Annotated in this window: 18 protein-coding genes; 7 read left to right on the plus strand and 11 right to left on the minus strand. The window is 68.2% G+C overall.

Annotated features, from left to right (window positions below):
* Positions 1–32 precede the first annotated feature (32 nt).
* From IEV86_RS16950 to IEV86_RS16975, 6 genes are all read left to right on the plus strand, one after another.
* Positions 33–755, plus strand: a complete 723-nt coding sequence (locus tag IEV86_RS16950) for a class I SAM-dependent methyltransferase (RefSeq protein ID WP_188484805.1) — start codon at positions 33–35, stop codon at positions 753–755.
* Positions 752–1,462 carry a hypothetical protein gene (locus IEV86_RS16955; RefSeq protein ID WP_188484806.1) on the plus strand — a complete coding sequence of 237 codons (711 nt, stop codon included), beginning with the start codon at positions 752–754 and terminating at the stop codon, positions 1,460–1,462. Before IEV86_RS16950 ends, IEV86_RS16955 begins: the two co-directional genes overlap by 4 nt.
* Before the next feature lie 134 nt (positions 1,463–1,596).
* Positions 1,597–2,940: an acyl carrier protein gene (locus IEV86_RS16960; protein ID WP_188484807.1), complete on the plus strand. Its 1,344-nt coding sequence runs from the start codon at positions 1,597–1,599 to the stop codon at positions 2,938–2,940.
* 38 nt (positions 2,941–2,978) lie between these two features.
* Positions 2,979–4,250, plus strand: coding sequence for a SidA/IucD/PvdA family monooxygenase (locus tag IEV86_RS16965; protein ID WP_188484808.1), 1,272 nt, complete (start codon positions 2,979–2,981; stop codon positions 4,248–4,250).
* Positions 4,250–4,942 carry an FMN-binding negative transcriptional regulator gene (locus IEV86_RS16970; RefSeq protein ID WP_188484809.1) on the plus strand — a complete coding sequence of 231 codons (693 nt, stop codon included), beginning with the start codon at positions 4,250–4,252 and terminating at the stop codon, positions 4,940–4,942. The genes IEV86_RS16965 and IEV86_RS16970 overlap by 1 nt, the downstream gene beginning before the upstream one ends.
* An 11-nt stretch (positions 4,943–4,953) precedes the next feature.
* Positions 4,954–9,477: an AMP-binding protein gene (locus IEV86_RS16975; protein ID WP_188484810.1), complete on the plus strand. Its 4,524-nt coding sequence runs from the start codon at positions 4,954–4,956 to the stop codon at positions 9,475–9,477.
* Between the two features lie 468 nt (positions 9,478–9,945).
* Here the strand turns inward: IEV86_RS16975 and IEV86_RS16980 are convergent, their stop codons facing one another.
* The 7 genes from IEV86_RS16980 to IEV86_RS18315 all read right to left on the minus strand — a co-directional run bounded on the left by IEV86_RS16980 (position 9,946) and on the right by IEV86_RS18315 (position 16,137).
* Positions 9,946–10,248, minus strand: a complete 303-nt coding sequence (locus IEV86_RS16980) for a hypothetical protein (protein WP_188484811.1) — start codon at positions 10,246–10,248, stop codon at positions 9,946–9,948.
* 178 nt (positions 10,249–10,426) lie between these two features.
* Positions 10,427–10,858 (minus strand): hypothetical protein, encoded by a 432-nt coding sequence (locus IEV86_RS16985; RefSeq protein WP_188484812.1) that lies wholly within the window; start codon positions 10,856–10,858, stop codon positions 10,427–10,429.
* 176 nt (positions 10,859–11,034) lie between these two features.
* Positions 11,035–11,652 (minus strand): DUF8453 domain-containing protein, encoded by a 618-nt coding sequence (locus IEV86_RS16990; RefSeq protein ID WP_188484813.1) that lies wholly within the window; start codon positions 11,650–11,652, stop codon positions 11,035–11,037.
* Positions 11,649–12,833, minus strand: coding sequence for an ATP-binding protein (locus IEV86_RS16995; RefSeq protein ID WP_188484814.1), 1,185 nt, complete (start codon positions 12,831–12,833; stop codon positions 11,649–11,651). The genes IEV86_RS16990 and IEV86_RS16995 overlap by 4 nt, the downstream gene beginning before the upstream one ends.
* Before the next feature lie 76 nt (positions 12,834–12,909).
* Positions 12,910–13,914 (minus strand): hypothetical protein, encoded by a 1,005-nt coding sequence (locus IEV86_RS17000; RefSeq protein WP_188484815.1) that lies wholly within the window; start codon positions 13,912–13,914, stop codon positions 12,910–12,912.
* A gap of 67 nt (positions 13,915–13,981) precedes the next feature.
* Positions 13,982–15,712: a relaxase/mobilization nuclease domain-containing protein gene (locus IEV86_RS17005; RefSeq protein ID WP_188484816.1), complete on the minus strand. Its 1,731-nt coding sequence runs from the start codon at positions 15,710–15,712 to the stop codon at positions 13,982–13,984.
* Positions 15,709–16,137, minus strand: coding sequence for a MobC family plasmid mobilization relaxosome protein (locus tag IEV86_RS18315; RefSeq protein ID WP_438820995.1), 429 nt, complete (start codon positions 16,135–16,137; stop codon positions 15,709–15,711). The genes IEV86_RS17005 and IEV86_RS18315 overlap by 4 nt, the downstream gene beginning before the upstream one ends.
* Before the next feature lie 149 nt (positions 16,138–16,286).
* Here IEV86_RS18315 and IEV86_RS17015 point away from each other — a divergent pair, with 149 nt between their 5' ends.
* On the plus strand, positions 16,287–16,628 hold the full coding sequence (locus IEV86_RS17015; protein ID WP_188484817.1) for a hypothetical protein: 342 nt from the start codon (positions 16,287–16,289) through the stop codon (positions 16,626–16,628).
* A 100-nt stretch (positions 16,629–16,728) separates the two neighbouring features.
* On the opposite strand, the gene IEV86_RS17020 is transcribed toward IEV86_RS17015, so the two are convergent.
* Genes IEV86_RS17020 through IEV86_RS17035 form a run of 4 tightly spaced genes read right to left on the minus strand, consistent with a single transcriptional unit; the run spans position 16,729 to position 18,779 of the window.
* Complete coding sequence (locus IEV86_RS17020; protein ID WP_188484818.1) at positions 16,729–17,247, minus strand: hypothetical protein; 519 nt, start codon at positions 17,245–17,247, stop codon at positions 16,729–16,731.
* Positions 17,244–17,819: a recombinase family protein gene (locus IEV86_RS17025; protein ID WP_188484819.1), complete on the minus strand. Its 576-nt coding sequence runs from the start codon at positions 17,817–17,819 to the stop codon at positions 17,244–17,246. Before IEV86_RS17025 ends, IEV86_RS17020 begins: the two co-directional genes overlap by 4 nt.
* Positions 17,816–18,589 (minus strand): Fic/DOC family protein, encoded by a 774-nt coding sequence (locus IEV86_RS17030; protein ID WP_188484820.1) that lies wholly within the window; start codon positions 18,587–18,589, stop codon positions 17,816–17,818. The genes IEV86_RS17025 and IEV86_RS17030 overlap by 4 nt, the downstream gene beginning before the upstream one ends.
* Positions 18,582–18,779 (minus strand): antitoxin VbhA family protein, encoded by a 198-nt coding sequence (locus IEV86_RS17035; protein ID WP_229734716.1) that lies wholly within the window; start codon positions 18,777–18,779, stop codon positions 18,582–18,584. Before IEV86_RS17035 ends, IEV86_RS17030 begins: the two co-directional genes overlap by 8 nt.
* Between the last annotated feature and the right edge of the window lie 220 nt (positions 18,780–18,999).

The raw sequence follows: 18,999 nt of genomic DNA on the forward strand, positions 1-18,999 counted from the left end.
CGGTGGCCGGAGCTCGCACTCAGGAGGACGAGGTGTTCGACGACGACTTCCGCTACTTCCACGAAGTGATGTGCCCCCCTGCACGGACTGAAGCGGAGGTGCGTTCTATCAACGACCTGATCGACGAGCACAGGCGAGGTTCCGTGAGCGTCCTCGACCTCGGATGCGGATGGGGCAGACTGACCAATCGACTAGCGTCGCCCCCGTACAACTTCAACGTCCTCGGTGTGGACATCCAGGACGCATACCTCAGGTCAGCCAAAACGGATGGCCCAGCCGAATATGTGCGCCAGGACATCCGTCACCTGGACCTCGAGCGCAAGTTCGACGTGGCCATCAACTGGAACACGGGGTTCTCGTACTACTCGGATGAGGTGAACGAGTCGATCCTGCGACGAGCAGCCGACCACCTCGTCCCGGGCGGCCTTCTTCTCCTCGACATCATCGCCTACGACTACGTGGTCCGTTACTTCCGCGAGTTCATGGAGGTGCGCCGTGGTGACGACGTGCAGACCGACCGACTCAGCTGGGACGCGCCGACGTCCCGGCTCCGACAGTGGCGCGACATCAGCCGTGACGGTCGACGATCGTCCTTCTTCTTCGAGACCAGGCTCTACCCCGCCAGCGAGATGCATGGACTGCTGGGACGAGTCGGTCTCACCACGACCGCGGTCCTCGACGAGCGTGGCGCCGACTACTCTCGTGACAGCTCCCGACTCGTGGTGGTGGCGGTCAAGAGAAGCAGGTCGGCGTGACGACCCTCCTGTCTCTCGAATCACCGCTGCTCGAGCTTCGGTTCGCCGATCGATTCGACGCCGCACCGCTGCAGCCGCGCGTGAGACACCGCATCGATCCCTTCGCACCAGGTCTGGGTCCGGGCGTCGAGAGTCTGACCGGAGCGCTGCGATCGTCGCTGGAGTCGGCGGGTCAGCGTGACGAGCCGTGCCTCGTCGTCGCGCACTGCGCTGCCGTGGGACTGGGAAGGCGATGTGCACAGCTGCTGCAGGCCTCCGCAACGCCGGTGGAAGGTCTGTGGCTGCGGACTCCCGCCGCTGGCGATGCACCCGCGGTCGTCTCCGACTGCATCAACGGCCTGCTCGCCCAGCTCGACGGCTCTGTCGGCGCGGCCACGGGACCGGTCGGCCTCCGAGTTCCGGTCGCGCACTCCTCGTCCTCACCCGAAAACTGGGCGGAGTACAACGCCGTGGCCGGTTCGCTCCACGGCGAGATGGTGGACAGCTTGCGGGAGGGGCTTTGGAACCGCGCGGCGTTAGCAGGCCTCGGCGAGGCTGCCCGCACTGACCTGATCGAGGCACTTATAGCCCATGCGTGGCAGTACACGGCGTTCATCGCCGTCTGCGCAGTGAGCCTTACGGCTGACCCGTTCCCGGGCGAGCGGGTGATTCCCCGGGACGACGTCGAGGATCCCCCGATCCGTCGACTGCGATCGGGTGCACGATGAGACACGCTCTTTCGCCCGCAGAGCTCGCTACTTGGCTGGACGTGCACTCCCGGCCCTCTCCGGATGGCGCCTACAGCATCATGCAGGCGTGGATCGGCGCGCACCGGCCCGACCTCGAAAGGCTTCGGGGAGCGGTGGAGATCCTCATCCAGGAGGTGGCGGCGTTCTCGGTTCGCTTCGTCACCGCCGGCGGTGAGACCTGGCGTGAGTGCGATCCGACCATCACTGCTGACGCCGTGCTGCGCACGACGGCGCTGCCCGACTCGGACCCGCCCTCGCTGGAGTCGGTGCTCGGTGAGCTACATCGCAGTTGGCGACCGGAGGAGCTGGCACACGCTCCTCTCCTCACGGTGGAGGTGATTCTCTGGCCGCAGCAGACAGCCATTGCGATCCGAGGTCATCACCTGGCGGCGGACGGAGTCGCACTGTCGACGCTGCGAGAACGGCTGGAGTCGTCGTTCTCCCGCGCGGTCACGTATCGGCCGTCGTGGTCGAGAGGCGTCTCGGCTCCCGGGGAAGTCGTGCAGGCGGTTGTCGGGGCGAGCGACAGCCGTCACGGCTCGGCAGCGCTTGTCGGTCGGGCGTCGCTGAAATCGGGAACGGTCGACGAAGTTCTCGGCGAGGCCCGTCGTGCCGGTGTGACGCCGGCAGTGCTTCTCGTCGCGCGCGTCGTGCAGGCGTTGGAGGGGAAGGACATCCCACAGCAGATCCTGGGTGTCCCCACCAGACTTGACCATGACGATTCAATCCGCCATGCAACCGTCTCCCTTCCGGTCCTCAACGGGTTGCACGACCTCCAACAGCTTCCGCTGGAAGCCATCTACGACGCGGTGCGGCGTCGCATGCTGGATCATCTGGATCGCCTGAACGGCGGTCAGGGCGCACCGCGGTTCACACGCGGTTCCGCCATCGACCCCCTGGACGTCTGCGTGAACTACATGTCGTCGGCGACCGCTCCTCTGAAGCTCGGGGACTGGCGCGGTGAGGCAGTTGAGAGCCCGAACCCGTCGTGCCTGTATCCGCTGATGGTGCAGTGGAAGCCCTCGAACCGTGGTGCGGAGCTCCTGATCGCTTCCGACCACACAGATCGAGTGACCGCCGTGACCGCCTTCGCGCGCGACCTGGTGGGCTCCTTGACCCAGGCGCCGGTGAACGCAACGGCCTGGCAGCTCGGGCCCACGCCAGTTGCGGAGCAGGAACCGGACGCAGGGCATCCGCGTGGTCCGTCCCGGCCGGTCGTGGGAGAAGCCGCACCCGATGCCGCAGCGGTATCGCGGATAGTCCGTCTCTTCCGCGAGATGCTGCCGCCGGGAAGCGCCGTGTCAGCGGACACGGACTTTTTCAGGGCCGGAGGAAACTCTCTCTCCGCTCTGGCGGTCCTGTACCGCCTCGCGCAGGTCGAAGGCATCGATCCGCCCCGTCTCTACGACCTAAAGCAATGCCCTACACCTCGCCTGCTGGCTGAGCGAATCAGATGAGCGCCACAATGGGCGCGCAGTCGCCGAGCGGAGTGACCGTGACCGACGTGTGCGTTGTCGGCCTCGGACCCGCCAATCTGGCACTCGCCATAGCACTGAAGGACGCGGGGATTGATGTCACCGTCCTGGAGAAGGAGCCGAGCTTCACCTGGCACAGGGAGGCGCTCCTGCCGGGGACGAGGATGCAGGTCCACTTTCTCAAAGACCTCGTCACACCTCGGGACCCTACGCATCCACTGACATTCGTCAACTATCTCCACGAGGTCGGTGCCTTTGAGTCGTTCGTGAACGCAGCGCACACGACCGCGACGCGGGAGCTGTTTCACGAGTACCTGTGCTGGTCAGCGGATGCGATCAAGGATGTGTGCACCTTCGCACGTACGGTCACGTCGATCGCCCGATGCACGTACTCCGATCTGTGGACGGTCAGGTCCGAACCAGCCGGTGCGGCGGCGGGCCACGGTGACGTCGGACCGCACGAGGTGAGAGCTCGGGTGGTGGTGCTCGGGGTCGGCTCGGAGCCGCACATGCCGGGTGGTGTCGCGAGGTCCCGGCGTGTGCTGCACAGCGCCAACGCATCCCAGTTGCCAGGCCTGCAGGACCGTATCGACGGCCCGATCGGGGTCCTCGGCGCCGGCCAGAGCGCGGCGGAGGTCCTGTTGATGCTGCTCCGGCGTCATAACGGGACGTCAGACTTCGAGCACTACTTCCACCCGTACGGGATGATGCGCGCCGATGACAATCCGTTCGCGAACGAGCTCTTCGACCGGACCGGCCCCGAGGTGATGTTCGGTGCCAAGGACTCGGTGCGGAGCGCATGGCGAAGCGCGCACGCGAACACGAACTACGGAGTCGTGGATGCGGACACGCTGCAGCGGCTCTACGACACCATTCAGGACCACCGCCTTGCCGGCGGTGCGCGATACACCGCGTGGCGCGGCTCGACCCTAAACGCGGTCACGGAGAAAGATGGGCACGTCGAGGTGTTGCTGGAGGACCACTCCGGTAAGCGCGTCCTGAGACGTGTGGCACTGCTCCTCTGCGCCACGGGGTACAGGCCTGTCGACCTCCGCCCCCTCCTGTCGGACCCTTCACTCCGGCTCAGCTGGGCTGACGGCGCTCCCCTTCTCACGGCACATTTCGAGGCTGTCGACGTCTTGGGTCGCCCGATCGAGAATCTGCTCATCCATGGAGCGCACGCCGAGCCGAGCCATGGGCTCGGTGTGGGACTCGTCAGCAACATCGCCACGCGGGCAGGTGCGATGGCGTCACGAATCAAAGCGCTTCTCCGGACGGGGAGGGCGGCATAGTGCTAGTCCCACGGAAGTACCAGGCGCCGGATCAATCGCACGTCCTGCAAGTCATCGAAGACTTCCCACTGGCGACTCTGATCACCGCTGCCCCGGACATCCATGTCTCGCAAGTGCCGATCGTCGCTGATCGTTCGGCGACGCGCGGCGCCGGCGCTCAGTCGAGCGCTACGGGAGGTGTGCGCCTGCGCGGACATATGAACCGCGCCAATCCCCACGCGAGGTCCGCGGCGGACGGTGCTGCGGCATACCTGGTGTTCAACGGGCCGAACGGCTATGTCTCACCCTCCGTCTACACCACCAGGCCCTCGGCGCCGACGTGGAACTTCGTGACGGTGCACGTGACCGGAGCACTGCGGTGGCTGGACCGCCCGGCGGACGCGCGAGCCGTCGTGACCGACACCGCTGATCGATTCGAGCAGAAGTTCGGACCCGGCGAATGGCGGGCCGACCTCCACACCTCCTACATCGAGCAGCTCCTTCCTGGTGTTCGTGCGTTCGAGCTGGAGGATCTCCGCTTCGATGCGATGTACAAGCTCAGTCAGGAGCTCGCTCCTGACCAGCGTGCCCACGTGGCCGAGTCTTTGAAGAGCAGATCGGGATCTGCAGAGGAGTGCGGGCTCCTCATGGAGAGGTTGAGCGGGGCGAATTCAGGCGACGTCGTGTCACCACCGTTCTCGTCGGTCGACTAGGGGGAGGACCCATGGCAGCGATCGCACAGCGATATGGTCCGTCTCGACTCGGCCAGGCGGTTCGGCGCCATGCGAAGGAGAGCCCGGAGCGGCTCGCGGTGACATCCGCCGGAAGATGCCTGACGTACCGTGAGCTATTGGTCCGAGCCACCCGGCTCAGGGCTCGCCTCGGGGCTGACGGAACTCGATGGATCCTCCACCTGCCCTTGAGTGAGGAACTGGTGGTGGCAGAGGTCGCAGCGCGCCTTGCCGGCGCCGTTCCGATCGTCTTGGACGTGTCGCTCAGACGTGAGATGGCGATGGATCTCGTCGAGGAGCTGCGAGCCGGTGCCTACATTTCGGCAGAGACCTCGACCGGCCTTGCGGCTCGAGACGCCGTGATGGTGGGCCCTGACGACGGCTACGGAGTCTTCACGTCAGGAACGAGCGGGCGGCCCAAGTGCGTCGTCATCAAGGAGTCCGCCCACGCGTCCCTCTGCGGGTGGCTCCACTGCATCGGCTACGGAATCGGCGGCGCCACCCTAGTCACAGCCAACCCGGCTTTCGACGCCCACGTCATGGAGGTCTGGGCCACACTGCTGGCGGGCGGGACTCTCATGCTTTCCGATCCTCATACCCGTGCGGACATGTCCAGGCTTGCCGAGTACGTTCAAGCCGCCGAAGCCACGAGCGTCTTCGTGCCATCCATCTACCTGGATGAGTTCGCTCTCGCCCTTTCGCGCGTCCGCACCGGTGAGTCGCATCCGCCCCTCGTCGTCGCCGTCGGGGGCGGTCCACTCCATGCACTGCCCGACGCCCTCAGCGGCGTGCGCTACTGGAACATGTACGGGCCGGCGGAAGCGAACGTGGTCTCGACCGCCGTGGAGGTGTCGGCCAGCCCCGAGAAGGACTCACGATCCATCGGCACAGCTGTTGCCGGGGCAGTGGTGGTTCTCGTCGACGACGCCGGCGAGGAGGTCGGAGCGGGCGCGCTCGGTGAGATATGCATCGGTGGGCCGCGAATCGCGTCAGGCTACGTCACGGCTTCGGACTCAGACCGACAGAGCTTCGTGGAACGGTCGGGCGAGACGTGGTACCGCACTGGGGACCTGGGTAGGCGTGCTGAGAGCGGCGAGCTCCTGTACATCGGTCGCAGGGACCGGCAGGTCAAAGTGGCGGGCTTGCGCGTCGAGCTGGAAGGCATCGAGGCCGCCGCACGCTGCTTCGACGGCGTAGCAGCTGCGGCGGCGGTCGTCTCCGGAGGAGATGCAGCGTGCGAGGTGGGTTTGCTACTCGCCCCTCGTGGGGGCAGACAGATCGCGATCGAGTCCTTTCGCGAGTACTTGCAGGACATCCTGCCGTCGGCGAGCCAACCCAACGTCATCCGGGTCGCCGCCGGGCTGCCACTCACGCCCCGCGCGAAAGTGGACTACCCGGAGGTGGAGAGGATCGTCTTTGCCTCTCGTTCAGCGACCGCGACAGGCGAACAGGTGCTGAGGGAAGTGTGGGCGGATCTAGTCGGCCGCCCGGGAGCAACCGCCGGTTTCGTGTCCTCAGGCGGGGACTCGTTGGCCGCACTGAGGTGCCGAGCAGCCGTGCGACGGGCCGGCTGGAACCTCTCGCTCGCAGCCTTGCTCTCGGACAAGCCGTACACGTTCGTCGAGGCGACGCTCACGGCGCAGGATGCAGCGGCGCCGACGTCGCGATCGGCTCTCGCCACCCCCCAGCAGCTGAGTGCATACATCGAAGAGCAGCTCGCTCCTGGGACCGCGTATCAGTTCGAGGTCCGGTACACGTTCTCGCCGGTCTTCGATCCCGAACGGTTCGTGAACTCGGTGGCTGTCGTCCTCGCTCAGCACAGCGTCTTCGCGCAGGGTTATCACTACGACGGGTCAGCCCTTCGCGTGGTTCCGTGGGAAGAGACGAGGTTCGATGCCAGCTTCCAAATGGCGGAGACGCTGGAGTCCGCGGATTCGTGGCTCGACGACGCAGCGACCGAGCCGTGGGATCGTGAGAGCGGCCCGCTGATCCGGCTGCGACTGGTCTCTCTCCCGGGCGGGCACTGGCGCGTCAGCCAGGCGGAGCATCACTTCGTCCACGACGGCCTGTCCTTCTCGATCCTGGCGGGACAGGTGTTCCGCCACTACCGGAACGGACTGGTACCGGCGGGTAGCGACTACGCCTCGGCGACGATGAGCTACGAACGGCATGATCCGTCTGCCGATCTGACGTACTGGGAGGAGTACCTCCACGACGTGCCTCGGCCTCCAGCAGGACCGACTCCGCTGTCGGAGGCCGGAAAGGGCCCGCAGGCGGCTCGGAGCCGGTCCTACGCCATGCCGCGCTCGGTCCTCGACGCGGCGCAGGCGCGCTTCAGGGGCTCAACCGCTTTCGATGTGCTCGCCTGGGCCTTCGCCAAGGCGCTGGCGGCGGCGAGCGGCGAACCGGACGTCGTTCTCGGGACGGCCGTGTCGGGACGGTCCAGCGAAAGCGAGTCGGTCGTGGGCATGTTCGTGAACACGGCATGTCTCCGTCTGGACACCACCGCGACGGATGAGGAAGGGCTGGCGAGCCTCAGGGTGTCCGTCGCTCATGCGGTGATGCGAGGCATCACGCCCTATCGCGACGTGCTCGAGCGGCTGCGTAAGCGGCAGGGGCCCGACGTCGTTCCTTTCCACGCCCTCTTCAGCATGCATCAAGGCGCCTTTCCTCGTGAGGACTTCGCGGCAGCTGGAGGAGTGGCCGCCAGTTTCGAGTCGAACGGATGGGTGAAGGCGCCGATCGATGTGACGGTCATCTCCGACGAGGCGTCGACGGACGAGGACTGGGAAGTGCGCTGGGAGTATGCGCGGGACATGTTCGACGACGCGCAGATGGACTCTCTCTGGCTCGCTTTCCAGGGGGCCCTTCACGACCTGGGGGAAACCTCGATGAAACCGCCCGGTTTGGCCAGCGCGATCGAGGGCCCTGCACTGGAGGTGGAGACCATTGAGGAGATCACCGCGCGCCTCGTCGCGCGACAGGACACGGATACAGCGGTGTCGAGCGAGGGCACCGTCGTCTCCTGGCGGCAACTGGGAAGAATCATGCGTCGCGACGAGCCCAGCCCTTGTGCCTTGTCGTTCCGCGAGCGATCCGCCGAGCATGTGGTGGAGGTCCTGCGACGTCTCCACCAGCGACGCCCGACCGCGCCCTACAGCGAAGAGTCGCCCCATCCAACGTCGAGTGCCTTGTCGGAGGACCGTGATGTCGCGTACGCGGTGAGGACGTCTGGCTCGTCGAGCACCTCGAAGGTCGTACTCGTGGATCGCAAGAGCCTCGCCAATCATGTGGCGGGTTTCGTTCAGGCATCCGGCCTCCACTCGGGTGATGTGTTCATGACACTCTCGTCCTTTGCCTTCGACGCCTTCTGGGAGGAGACAGTGAGCCCCCTCGCGGCGGGGGCCCGGCTCGTGGTGGGTGATGCGCATCAAGGAATGGCGGCACTCATGGATCTGGCACGACGCGAATCCGTGACCGTCATCGGCATGACGACGGCTCTCTTCCACCTGCTCGTAGACCACCTGGAGGAGTGCAGAGAAGCGCCGCCGCCAAGTTTGAGACTCATCATCATCGGAGGCGAGGCGTACCGTCCTTCGCGTCTCGATCTCATCAGCCGACTCGCTCCCCGCGTGGCGGTGATGAACAGCTATGGCCCGGCAGAAGCGACCATCGCTCCCGTGTCCTGCTACGTGGTGCACAGCGGTCGAACCGTCTTTCCCGGCCATCGGAACGTTATCGGGCGGCCGCTCCCAAATGTGACCGCCTATGTCGTCGGCGACAACGGCGTCGTCGAGCGTGGCGAGATAGGCGAGTTGTGGTTGTCTGGGGCAGCGGTGGCCCGCGGATACGGCGGTAGTAACGACGGAGCCCCCAGCCGCTTCATGGACAACCCGTTCGGGTCCGGCCGCGTGTACCGGACGGGAGACATGGTGCGCATGTCTCGAGATGGCAATCTCGACTATCTCGGCAGGCAGGACAGGCAAGTCAAAGTGCGGGGCTTCCGCGTCGATCTGAGCGAGATCGAGGACGTGCTCCTGAGGCACCCGGACGTTCGCGACTGTGTGGCCGTTCTCACGGAACGGGCGCGTGAAAGCGAGGTCGAGGCTTATGTCAAGACGTCTCTGGACGTCACGGCTCTCGCCCGGTGGGTGAAGCACCGGCTCCCGCCTGCCTCGGTGCCGCGTCTCGTCCGTGTCGAGAAGCTGCCGCTCACGGAGAACGGGAAGATCGATCAGAGGCTGCTCCCGCAGCAACATCGCGACGTTCCGGGCACTCCACCTGGGTCGTCCAACCTGCGGGCCGGCTTGGAAGCGGCGCTGGCAGCCACGTGGCGTGATGTCCTGGAGGTGGACGCTGTAGGTCCGCACGACAACTTCTTGGAGCTTGGCGGGCATTCGCTGAGCGCCCTCCGCCTGCAAGCGACGGTGGCGAACAGGATGGGCCTGCACATTCCTCTCTCGGCCATTCTCTCCAACTCTTCCCTCAGGCGGCTCGTCGAGGACCTGCAGATGTAGGCGGGTTCGGACGGCCGCGTCAGGGGCACGTCGATAACCCGGGAACTCCCGAGGCATTCCAGGGCGGGGACGGAGCATGCCGGGGGAGATGTCGAACGGGAGCTGAGCACGCGCCGGCACTCTGGAGGGAGAAGAGCGCCCCCATGTACTGAGCGATCCCGACCGAGTTCGGAATGACTACGAGATGGTCTATCGGTGGCGACCGGCTGCTATGCGCTGCCGAGGGGCGCAACTGGGGATGTGTCAGTCAGACGTCGGCGACGGATATCGGCCGGCGCGATCGCGCACGGATAGAGGACTTATGTTCAGATCGCGACGGGCTGGTCGCGAGTGTGGGAGCGTCGCTCGCAGGGGGGCCGCGTCCTGACGCGTTGCCCATCAAGGGGGCGTCGGGCAAGTCAGTCGCGACCGGCTGGCTCGCGCTCTGCAGTCGAAGCACAGCCCGCAGCCCCCGTCCGTCGAGATTGGCTAGAAAGCCTCGAACGGCTTCCACTCAGCCTCAGCGGCACTGACCTGCTCTGCAAACGCCGCCTCACCCTGCGCGTGGCGACGCACGACGACCGCGAGGCTTTGGCCGGACGGGTGGTGCTCCACAGAGTGCACTGGCTCCAAATCCACTGGGCCGCCGAGCGGCAGGCCGAAGGCCGTGAGTGCGATCTTCTCTCCGACTCTCGGTGCAGCTTCGAGCCGCACCCCCTCGCGGGACAGTGATCCGAGGTACTGGTCCTTCGAGTCGTACACATCGACCCTCACCGTCACGACCACACTCATTTGCGCACCCTCTTCTTCCACGTCGTCTTGCAGACTTGAGGATCGTTCCACGGTTGACCGCCCACCGTGGACACGCCATACCCCCCCGGGGTATCCAACCAGGCGACAGCGGTGAGGTGCCGTCGGAGTTCCGATAACTTACGTTATGTCGGACGTCGCCCGGCCAGATCTGCGTTTGTCAGCGCTGCGTTCGCCACCCCGGCTCACCGATGTCTAGTAGCGCCCTTCCGAGCGCGGCCGCGGTCTCCCGGCTCATCATCACCGCTGGCACTTCGTCGCGACCCGCCGTCAGCTTCAGCACCACCGGGGCGGGCCCAACTGCGCTGTCGATGTCGCCCACCTGAACGTTGAACCGATAGTCGTCCACGGGAGTTGGCCCCGCCGTGAGACGGTCAGGCCCCACAAGGAAGACGCGCTCGGCGCTGTCCCACCGCCACGGAGTCCCACCGTCCACCTGCGCCTTGTGTGCGCCGCACAGCAGCGTCTCCGTGCGGCCCGTCGCCCGCGTCGCCAGGGCGGCCACCCACTCAGCAGCGGCACTGCACCGCAGCACTGCACACGGTGGCGCGCCACCACCCCGGATTGGCCCTTCGAACGTAATCGTCGTCATGCCACCATCGTGCCCCCTACCTCGTCCAATCAGAGGGAACTTCGCGAAGGTCGGCTCTGGGGACGGCCTGGCCCGAGACGCCCCGCAGAGCGCCGCGACGTACTAGCGACCCGAGCGAGATGTCGGCGCTGGCATCCGTGTTCAGCAGTTACCGGCTCGGAGAGTCGTGACCGGATTCACTCGATCTTCTTCACAAGCGTGCGGAGTTCAGTGACGACGTGCTTCAGCTGGTCGACGGTGGCCTGTGCGGGGCCGGCCGTCGCGTCGGTGTAGCGGAGGTCTTCAAGACGGAAGGCGAAGGAGTCCGCGAGCGGCGTGCCGTCGGCCGCCGTGCCAGTGAGCGTCATCGTGAAGGTGTCGATACCTTGCTGAGCCTCGAGCAGCTCCGGACCGAGCCCGATCGTCCATGACAGCACGCGGCCAGGCGGCAGCGCCGTGATGCCGGCGGCGGCGTCGTCCTGCGCCCTATCGCAGTTGAAGGCCTTGGCGGGTGCACGCAGCCGGGGCTCGATGACGACGCGCACGTCCCGCGCGACGGTGGGGCCACTATTCCCAACGACGAGAAGCATCATCGGCAGGCGATGCTCGTCGGGACGTACGTCCGCCCACAGCAACGGGAGGCGAGCCTCTTGAGCGACCTGCCGCTGCAGCTCAGTCTGTGCAGACGCGGCGGCGGCCGCCTGCCGGGTGAAGCGAAGCGATACCCAAGCTGGCACGGTCGCGACGATGGCGACAACGACCGCGACGATGGCGACAACGACGGCCGCCAGGGTGATCCAGTCCCCTGGTGTCATGCGCGGTCCAGGTCGTCGCGGTGACGGTCGACGAACGCCGCCATACCGGGAACGGTGTAGGCCACCTGCCCGTGCTCGGGCGAGTAGATCAGGCCCTTGGCCATCAGGTTGGCCCGGTACGGCCCGAGGCTGGTGATCTTCAGCCCGACTCGTCGGGCCACGTCGGAGGTCTGCGACGGTGCATCGTGGTCCTGGGCCATGGCGAGCAGGACACGGCGCTCGGCTGGTGTGGCACGTTCCCAGCGTGAGCGGAAGAACGCCGCGTCGAGGTGCTCCAGACCGAACTGCACCGCGGCCGCGGCATCGTCGGCGGTGAAGGTCTTGGCGGGGGCGAGGTTCCAGATCGCCTGGCCGTACTCCTGCAGGAAGTAAGGGTACCCGCCAGCCGCCTCGAGGATGGTGTCCAGCCCGTCGGCAGCGAACCCAGCGCCGAGCCGTTCGGCTGGCTCGACGAGCGCGCGGGCTGCTTCACCTGGTGGCAGCTGCCCGATGGGGCGGTAGTTGAAGAGCCGTTCGGCGTAGGAGCGGGTCTCGGTCAGGACGCGCGGCAGGTTCGGCAAGCCAGCACCGATCACGTAGAACGGCCATCCCCGCTGCCCGGCGAGGTGCTGAGCGGCGATCAGCGCCCCCATGGTGATCTGGTCGAGGTCCTGCATCTCGTCGATGAACAGGCCGAACGCGCGGCCATCCTCGGCTAGGGCGAGGGAGACGTCTTCGACGAGCTCGAGCAGGTCGACCTCCGGGTCACCGGAGTCAGCCCTGCCGTTGGCCAGGTCCACCCCCAGGGAGATCCCTGTCGCACCGATCGTGGCGTTGAAAGCGCTGATCGTCTCCAGCGCCTGCCGCATGCGCGCGCCGACGGAGCGTCGGGTCAGCTTGCGCGCCGCGGCGACGAGGTCGCGCGCTAGTGCCCGGCGCACCGCTGCTGCGCCGGCTTCGTCGCGGCGGGCTTCCAGGCGCACGGTCAGCCACTCGAAGCGGTCGGCGTGAGCATGCATCTCGTTCAGCAGGACCGTCTTACCGACACCGCGCAAGCCGGTCAGGACGATGCCGCGATCGGACAGACGGTTGCGGGTGCGAGCGACCAGGGTGTCGAAGGCCTCCAACTCCCCCGTCCTACCCACCAGCTCGGGTGGTCGCCGCCCGGAGCCCGGACTGTACGGGTTCAGCGATGGGTCCATCTACCGCACTCTAGTTGACTATTGGGATTATCCGAATACACCACTAGACGTTTGTAGAACGGCCCTGCGGTGAGTCTCACCCGTCCAGGCCGGTGCGCTGGACCTGCGCGCCCCGGGTGCGCGAGCTGCGCCGCGCCTTGGGCGCGCGGCCGGTTGGACTCTTGGTCGCCTCGGTGGCGGGTCTGGCCTGGCTGACGTCGGCGCGCATCATCGTCGCGACCTGCTCCGGCGGCACGCCTTGGGCTTTCATCTCCTGTGCGGTGATCCCCCGGCGCTCGGCAGAGTCATACAAGGGCTCCGCGGCCACTCGAGCAGCCCGCGCAGAGCGGTGGTGGTCCTCGAGGTCGCGGAGCGCCGCGGCCCGCTCGTCGGGGTCCGGTTCGTGGTCGGCCGTGGCGCGGGCCTGTTCGGCCGCAGCGTCCTCTCGGTCGGCCAACTGCATCAGCTGGTGCGCCTCCGCGCTCTCCTCGGCTGCGCGGGTGTGCTCGGCGTCAGCGTGCGGGCGGGCGACCTCTGCTGCGGCGAGCCGTGATCGCCAGGCCTCGATGAGGGCTCGTTCGCCGCTGCGCATCCCGGAGAGGGTGTCCGCACCGCGGTACTGGGACTCCCACTGCTCGAGCCACTGCGGGTCGTGCTGAGCGAACCACTCACGCGCCTGACGCAGCTCGTCCGCGGTTCCGGCGTGCGCTGGCGACGGCGCGTCGCCGCGCCACGTGAGGTCAGCGCGTTCCACGGCGGCCCGCACGGCGGCCGGGACCCCGTGGGCATCGTCGACGTCGACGCCGAAGCGGGTGCGGACCTCGTCGCGGATGCGCTGCTCAGCGCGGACCGCTTCGGGGTCCTCACCGGACCACGCGCGGGCGACCTGGTGGGCGTGGCTGATCTGGTCCGGGGTGGCCTGGTCCCACCACTGCGCCCGGTACACCTCGGCGAGTTCCAGGCGCGCGGCGCTCCGCTCGGCGGCCAGCCGTGAAGCCAGCTCCCGGGCCTGCTGCTCGCTGAGGGCCTGCGCCCGGCGCAGCGACTCCTCCCGCGCCCGGGCGATCCGCTCACCGATCTGGCCGGCGGCGGTGACCAGCACGCGCAGCTGGCCCTCGAACGCCTCCTCGATCCCGTCGCTGTCCTCAGCCATGGTGGTCCCCCTTCTCCTAGCGTTCCGGGCCGCGTTCGGTGCCCGGCGTCGTCCTCTGGCGAACCGGCTGCGGCTCGATGGTGGTCGGCACCGGCGACGTCGCCCTGGCCGCCTCGTGCGCCTGGCTGGCGCGCAACCGCTCCAGCACCGCCTGCGCCTCCGGGTCCAGCTGGGGACGCTCGAGCACGGCGGTGGCGGCGCCCGGCGCGGCCACGGCGGTACGGGCATCAGGTGCGGGCAGCGCGTCACGGACGCGGGTCAGGCGCGCCCGGGTGTCCTCGGCCAGGAGCCGCGCGTGCCGGGCCTGCTGAGCCGCCTGGGCGGCGTCGTGCACGGCCTGCGTCAGGCGCAGCAGCTGACGGATCATGGCCGCCTGCGGGACGGTCCCCTGCCCGCCCCGGGTGGCGCTGGCCAGCAGCATCGCCGCCCCGGAAATCGCGACCGTGCCGGCCTTGTCCGGGGGAACGGTGCGCCGGTACGTCTGCGCCGAACGGGACAGCGCCTCGGCAGCGGCCGCAAGATCCCCAGGGGTCTCCTCCGTCGCGGTGGACCACGCCGACAGCGCTCCCGCGGTCTGGCGGGCGACGGTCGCCCAGGTGTCCCGGTCCTGCACCGGGACCGACCGCAGACGCTCGACCAGGGCGTGCAGCTCGTCGTTCTGACGCTGCCACTGCTCCGGGCTCGGCTCGCGCGTCTCCCGCCCCGGCGCGACCACCCGCCGGCCGCGCTTGGCGGCGCCCCACTCCCCCGCCGCCTCACTGGCACCGGTGGGCGTATCGGGCCACCCGTCGCGCAGTCGGGGCAGTGTCAGGTCCCGGCCCAGGTGTCCCCCGCCGTACCAGATCGGCCGCTGCCCGACCTCAGGTCGCGCAGCGACGGAGTACCCGGTGATGACGTCCGTGCGACCGTCGGCGTAGCGCGGCCGCACCAGCAGACCCTCGCGACGCATCCGGCGCACGAACTCCGCCTCGGACTCACTCGCGGTAGCGGCGCCGCGCACCCGCCGTGCCAGGTCGTTGCGCGGCACGTTCAGCCGCACCTCGGCCGTGATCCTGGCGTGCCGCTCCTGCGGGCTCAACCGGTCCCAGGTCGGCGCGGCGGTCAGTCCGCGGCGCGCCTGGTCCTGCTCGTACTTGCGCTGTGCGATGCGGCGCGCCCGGTCCTCCACCCGCGCCTGCTCGGCAGGGCTGAACCCTCGTGTTCCGCGCTCGGCGGTCGCGGACTCCAGCTGCTCCAGCCCGTACTTGGCTTCCAACGCGCGGGCGGCGATCTGCGCACGGCGGAAGTCGTTGTGCACCGACGCCTTCGTGCCGTCGTCGCGGACCAGACTCACCGCGATGTGGATGTGGTCGTTGCCATTGCGGGAGACCCCGTGCCGCACCGCAACCCACCGACACGGCGCCTTGGTCCCGTCGTGGTCGTCGAACTCCATCGCGGTGACGAAGTCGCGCGCAATCGCGCCCCACTCCTCGTCGGTCCGCAGCCCTTCCTCAGCGCGCAGCGACAACGAGCAGTGCCAGACGTGGCCGCCCTGCACCTCCACCCCGAACCCGGCGCGCGGGCGGTCCAGGTGACGCGCGATCGCCAGCGCCGAGTCACGTCCCAGCTCGGCGTCGTCGTGCCACGCCATCATCGCCGCGTCGCCGGCGACCAGGTGCGGCTCGGTGTGCTCGTTGTGCCGACCTTCACCCACCAGGTACGTCATCAGGCCGGCCATCCGGTCACCGCGAACGATGTGCGGGATCACCGACGCGCCTCCGCGACCTCGTCCACCAGCGCATCGATTCGTTCAGCCGTCCGACGCACGGCCGCGAGCGTCGCCGACGTCTCGTCTTGCACCTGCCCGGTCGCGTTCGTAGCCCGTGCGATCTGGTTCACGTTGTTCGCAATGCCAGCTAGCAGACGGTGCGCACGGAACAGCTCGACGAGCAGCTCTTCGCGCACCGACGCGTTCGCCGAGGCGCTCACAGCACCATCGGCAAGAGCGGAGTCGATCAGCAGCTTCGGCACGCTGACCCCGTACCGCAGAGCCTTCGCGAGGAGCTGCCCCTCCTCCTCTGGCGTCACCTTGACCTCATGCCGGTGACGGCGACCGCCCTCGACCCGGGTACGTCGCCTCGGTGCGCGCGGCACTGTCACCGCACCCATTCCCTCAGGTGACGTGCCAGCCATGTCTTCGCACCTCCTTCGGCCCAGCGCAGCGACCCCGCAACGTGCGGATCCCGGTCCAGTTTGGACGGTGGGCCACTCGCCGGGCAACCGATCAGCCGTGCTGATCCTATAACTTGCTCCGACGGCGCAGCGCGGCCTACGGTGCCACTATGGCTACCAGGGGGCTCAGCGTCGAAGACGCAGAACGACAGGCACGCGCACTCCTCGACGCGCGCATCAGCTCCGTCCGAGCGGTCGTGGCGGCGCGCCAGCGACTCGCCGATCTCCGCGAGCAGGTCGGGCAGGCCGAACGCGAAGACGTACGGCTCTACAACGCGGCGATCACGGACGGCTGGACCGCCGACGAGCTGCGCCGCCTCGGCATCCCCGAGCCGGAGAAGAAGGCGCGAGTGCGCCGCCGGGCGACGGCGGCTCGCCGCGCTGGTGACACGACTGACACACCCAGTACGCCGACTCCCGCTGAGGACTCGCCTGACGGCGAGCAGCACTAACCGTCCCGCTGCGCGACCGGCCCGGTTGGGCGGCAACGCAGCCGAGCAGCCGGCAACTGACGAGATCACCCGGCGGCCGCATGTGCACGGCCGTCAGTCGCTACCGGCGCTGCCGCCTCCTGACAACGCGGACGGCGAGAGCGGCGAGGACGACATCCCGAGCACGCAACTGCGCGGCAGCCGGGTGCTCGCTCGCGGGCGTACTGGCACCTACCTGAGCTAGCCGCGCGAACAACTCTTCATGGCGGTCGGCGGCTTCCTGGTCTGCCTTCGCGGCGAGGGCGATGTCGGCGACCCACGCCCCTCCGGCTGCGACCAGGACCGCCCCCGGCAGCGCAACAAGCAAGCGTTGGTCGCCCGGACCCAGCCCACCTGCCTGCGCTGCACCAGCGAGCAGGATCGACACCAGGGAGCCGAGGACGGCGGCGACGCCACCCGAGAGCAACCGGAGAGCTCGAACCATCGAGGGCGAGCGCCACGGGATGACAGCGGCTACAGCCACCACCGTGCTCGTGGCCAGACACGCGACCCCGAACCCAGAGCCCCACACCTCGCCCGCGAAGACACCGTTCACCACGACAGCCGCGCCACCCACGTAGAAGCGGATCGACGGCTTCACTCTGCGGCCTGATCCACGCGAGCCAGCGCTCGAGCGACAGACGACCGCCCGACGCCGAGGGCCCTGGCGATGTCTATGACGGGCGTGCCGGCCGCGCGCAGCCGCAGCGCGGCGTCGACCCGCTCCGGGGTCATCACCGTTGGGCGGCCACCGACGCGGCCCTGGGCTCGTGCGTGGGCCAACCCATCGATCGTGTTCTGGCGGATCGTGTCCACACGCAGCTGGGCGAAAACAGCCACGATCCCGAACAACGCCTTGCCCATCGGGCTGGTCGTGTCGATCTCCGGCTCCTTCAAGGAGCGGATGTTCACGCCCCGCTCCCCCAGGTCGGTGATGACCTGGATGACGGTCGACGTAGTCCCGGCGATCCGGTCCAACCGGTACACCAGCAACGTGTCGCCGTCGCGCAGGTAGTCCATGCACGCCACCCACTGCGGGCGGTCACGACGCCGACTGGACTCACCACGGTCCACGAACACCCGACCCGCGCCGGCGGCCCGCAGCGCTGCCTCCTGGACCTCGGCGTTCTGCTCACGGGTCGACACCCGCGCGTACCCGACGACGCTGCTCACCGGCCTCGCCCCTCTCCCCCGCGATCAAGGCCTGGTCGTGGAGGCGCTGCACCACCGCCATCAGCCACCCTCCCCGGGCCCGGTGACTGACGAGTCGCCTCGGTGGCAGAACGAGCGAAGGACAGGCGCGCCAGCTGCACCGCGCGCCACGCGTCATCGCCAGCCACCGGCTCAGCAACGGAGACAACCCGGTCGAACATGACGTGCAGCGGACCGAAGTCGCGACGCTCACTGGCCGCTCGGCACGCCGCGTCGTTGACCCGGCCCTGGACACCACGCCAGTCCAGACGCCAGCCTGCCTGCTCCGCGACGAGGTTCCAGAACACGCGCTGCGTCCGGCCGTTGCCCTCGCGGAACGGGTGCAGGTAGTTAACCTGGTCGTAGTGGTGAGCCAGACGCTCGATGAACCGGTCCCGAGCCATCCCCTGCAGCATCCGATCCCGCCGTAGCTCATCGGCCGCGAACCCAGCAGCCCGCTCGATCACCGACACCGGCAGGAAGAACTCAGCGCCCTCCACGTTCTTGCGGATGTCCACCGTGCGCACCTGCCCCGCCCACGCATACACGTCCTGGAACAGGCGCCGGTGGATCATGCGCAGGCCACCCAGGACGTCGTCGTCGATGCGTGGCGGACGGTGCATCAGCTGCACCAGCCGAGCAAACGAAAGGTCGGCCTCGGCGTCGTCGAGGTCGACCTTCGTTCGGGCACCGACAAGGTTGGCCAGCAGGCCGGTCTCCGGATCGGTGTAAGGGTCGACGAAGTCAGGCAAGGCCGTAGCGGGCCCGCGCCCGTGCGACCAGCTCGTCACTGTCGATGCGGCCGGCGACGTACTCCTCGGCGTCAGCGCGACCCTCGACGGTCACGAACGCGCCCTCCATCTCCCCCGAGTGGATCGCCTCCCGCACACGACGGCGCCGCTCCGCGCGCGCCGCGTCCGTCTTCACCGTGACGTCAGCCACGGGATCACCTCCCCCGTCGGGTTCCCATCCTACCTCACTGCCCGAAAACGGTCGACCGAGCGTTTTGGTCATGGCCGTTTCGGCCACGGGTTTCGGTCAGGGCGGCCCCGTGTGCGACGTCGGTGTGGCTTTCGCCGGTATGTGGCGGGCTGCTGGCGCTGATCGATGGCGGTGTCTAGGTGGTCCCGATGACGAGGGTGCTGGCGGCGGCTTCGACGAC

This window comes from Cellulomonas carbonis, assembly GCF_014636275.1.
In the GTDB taxonomy this organism is placed as follows: domain Bacteria; phylum Actinomycetota; class Actinomycetes; order Actinomycetales; family Cellulomonadaceae; genus Actinotalea; species Actinotalea carbonis.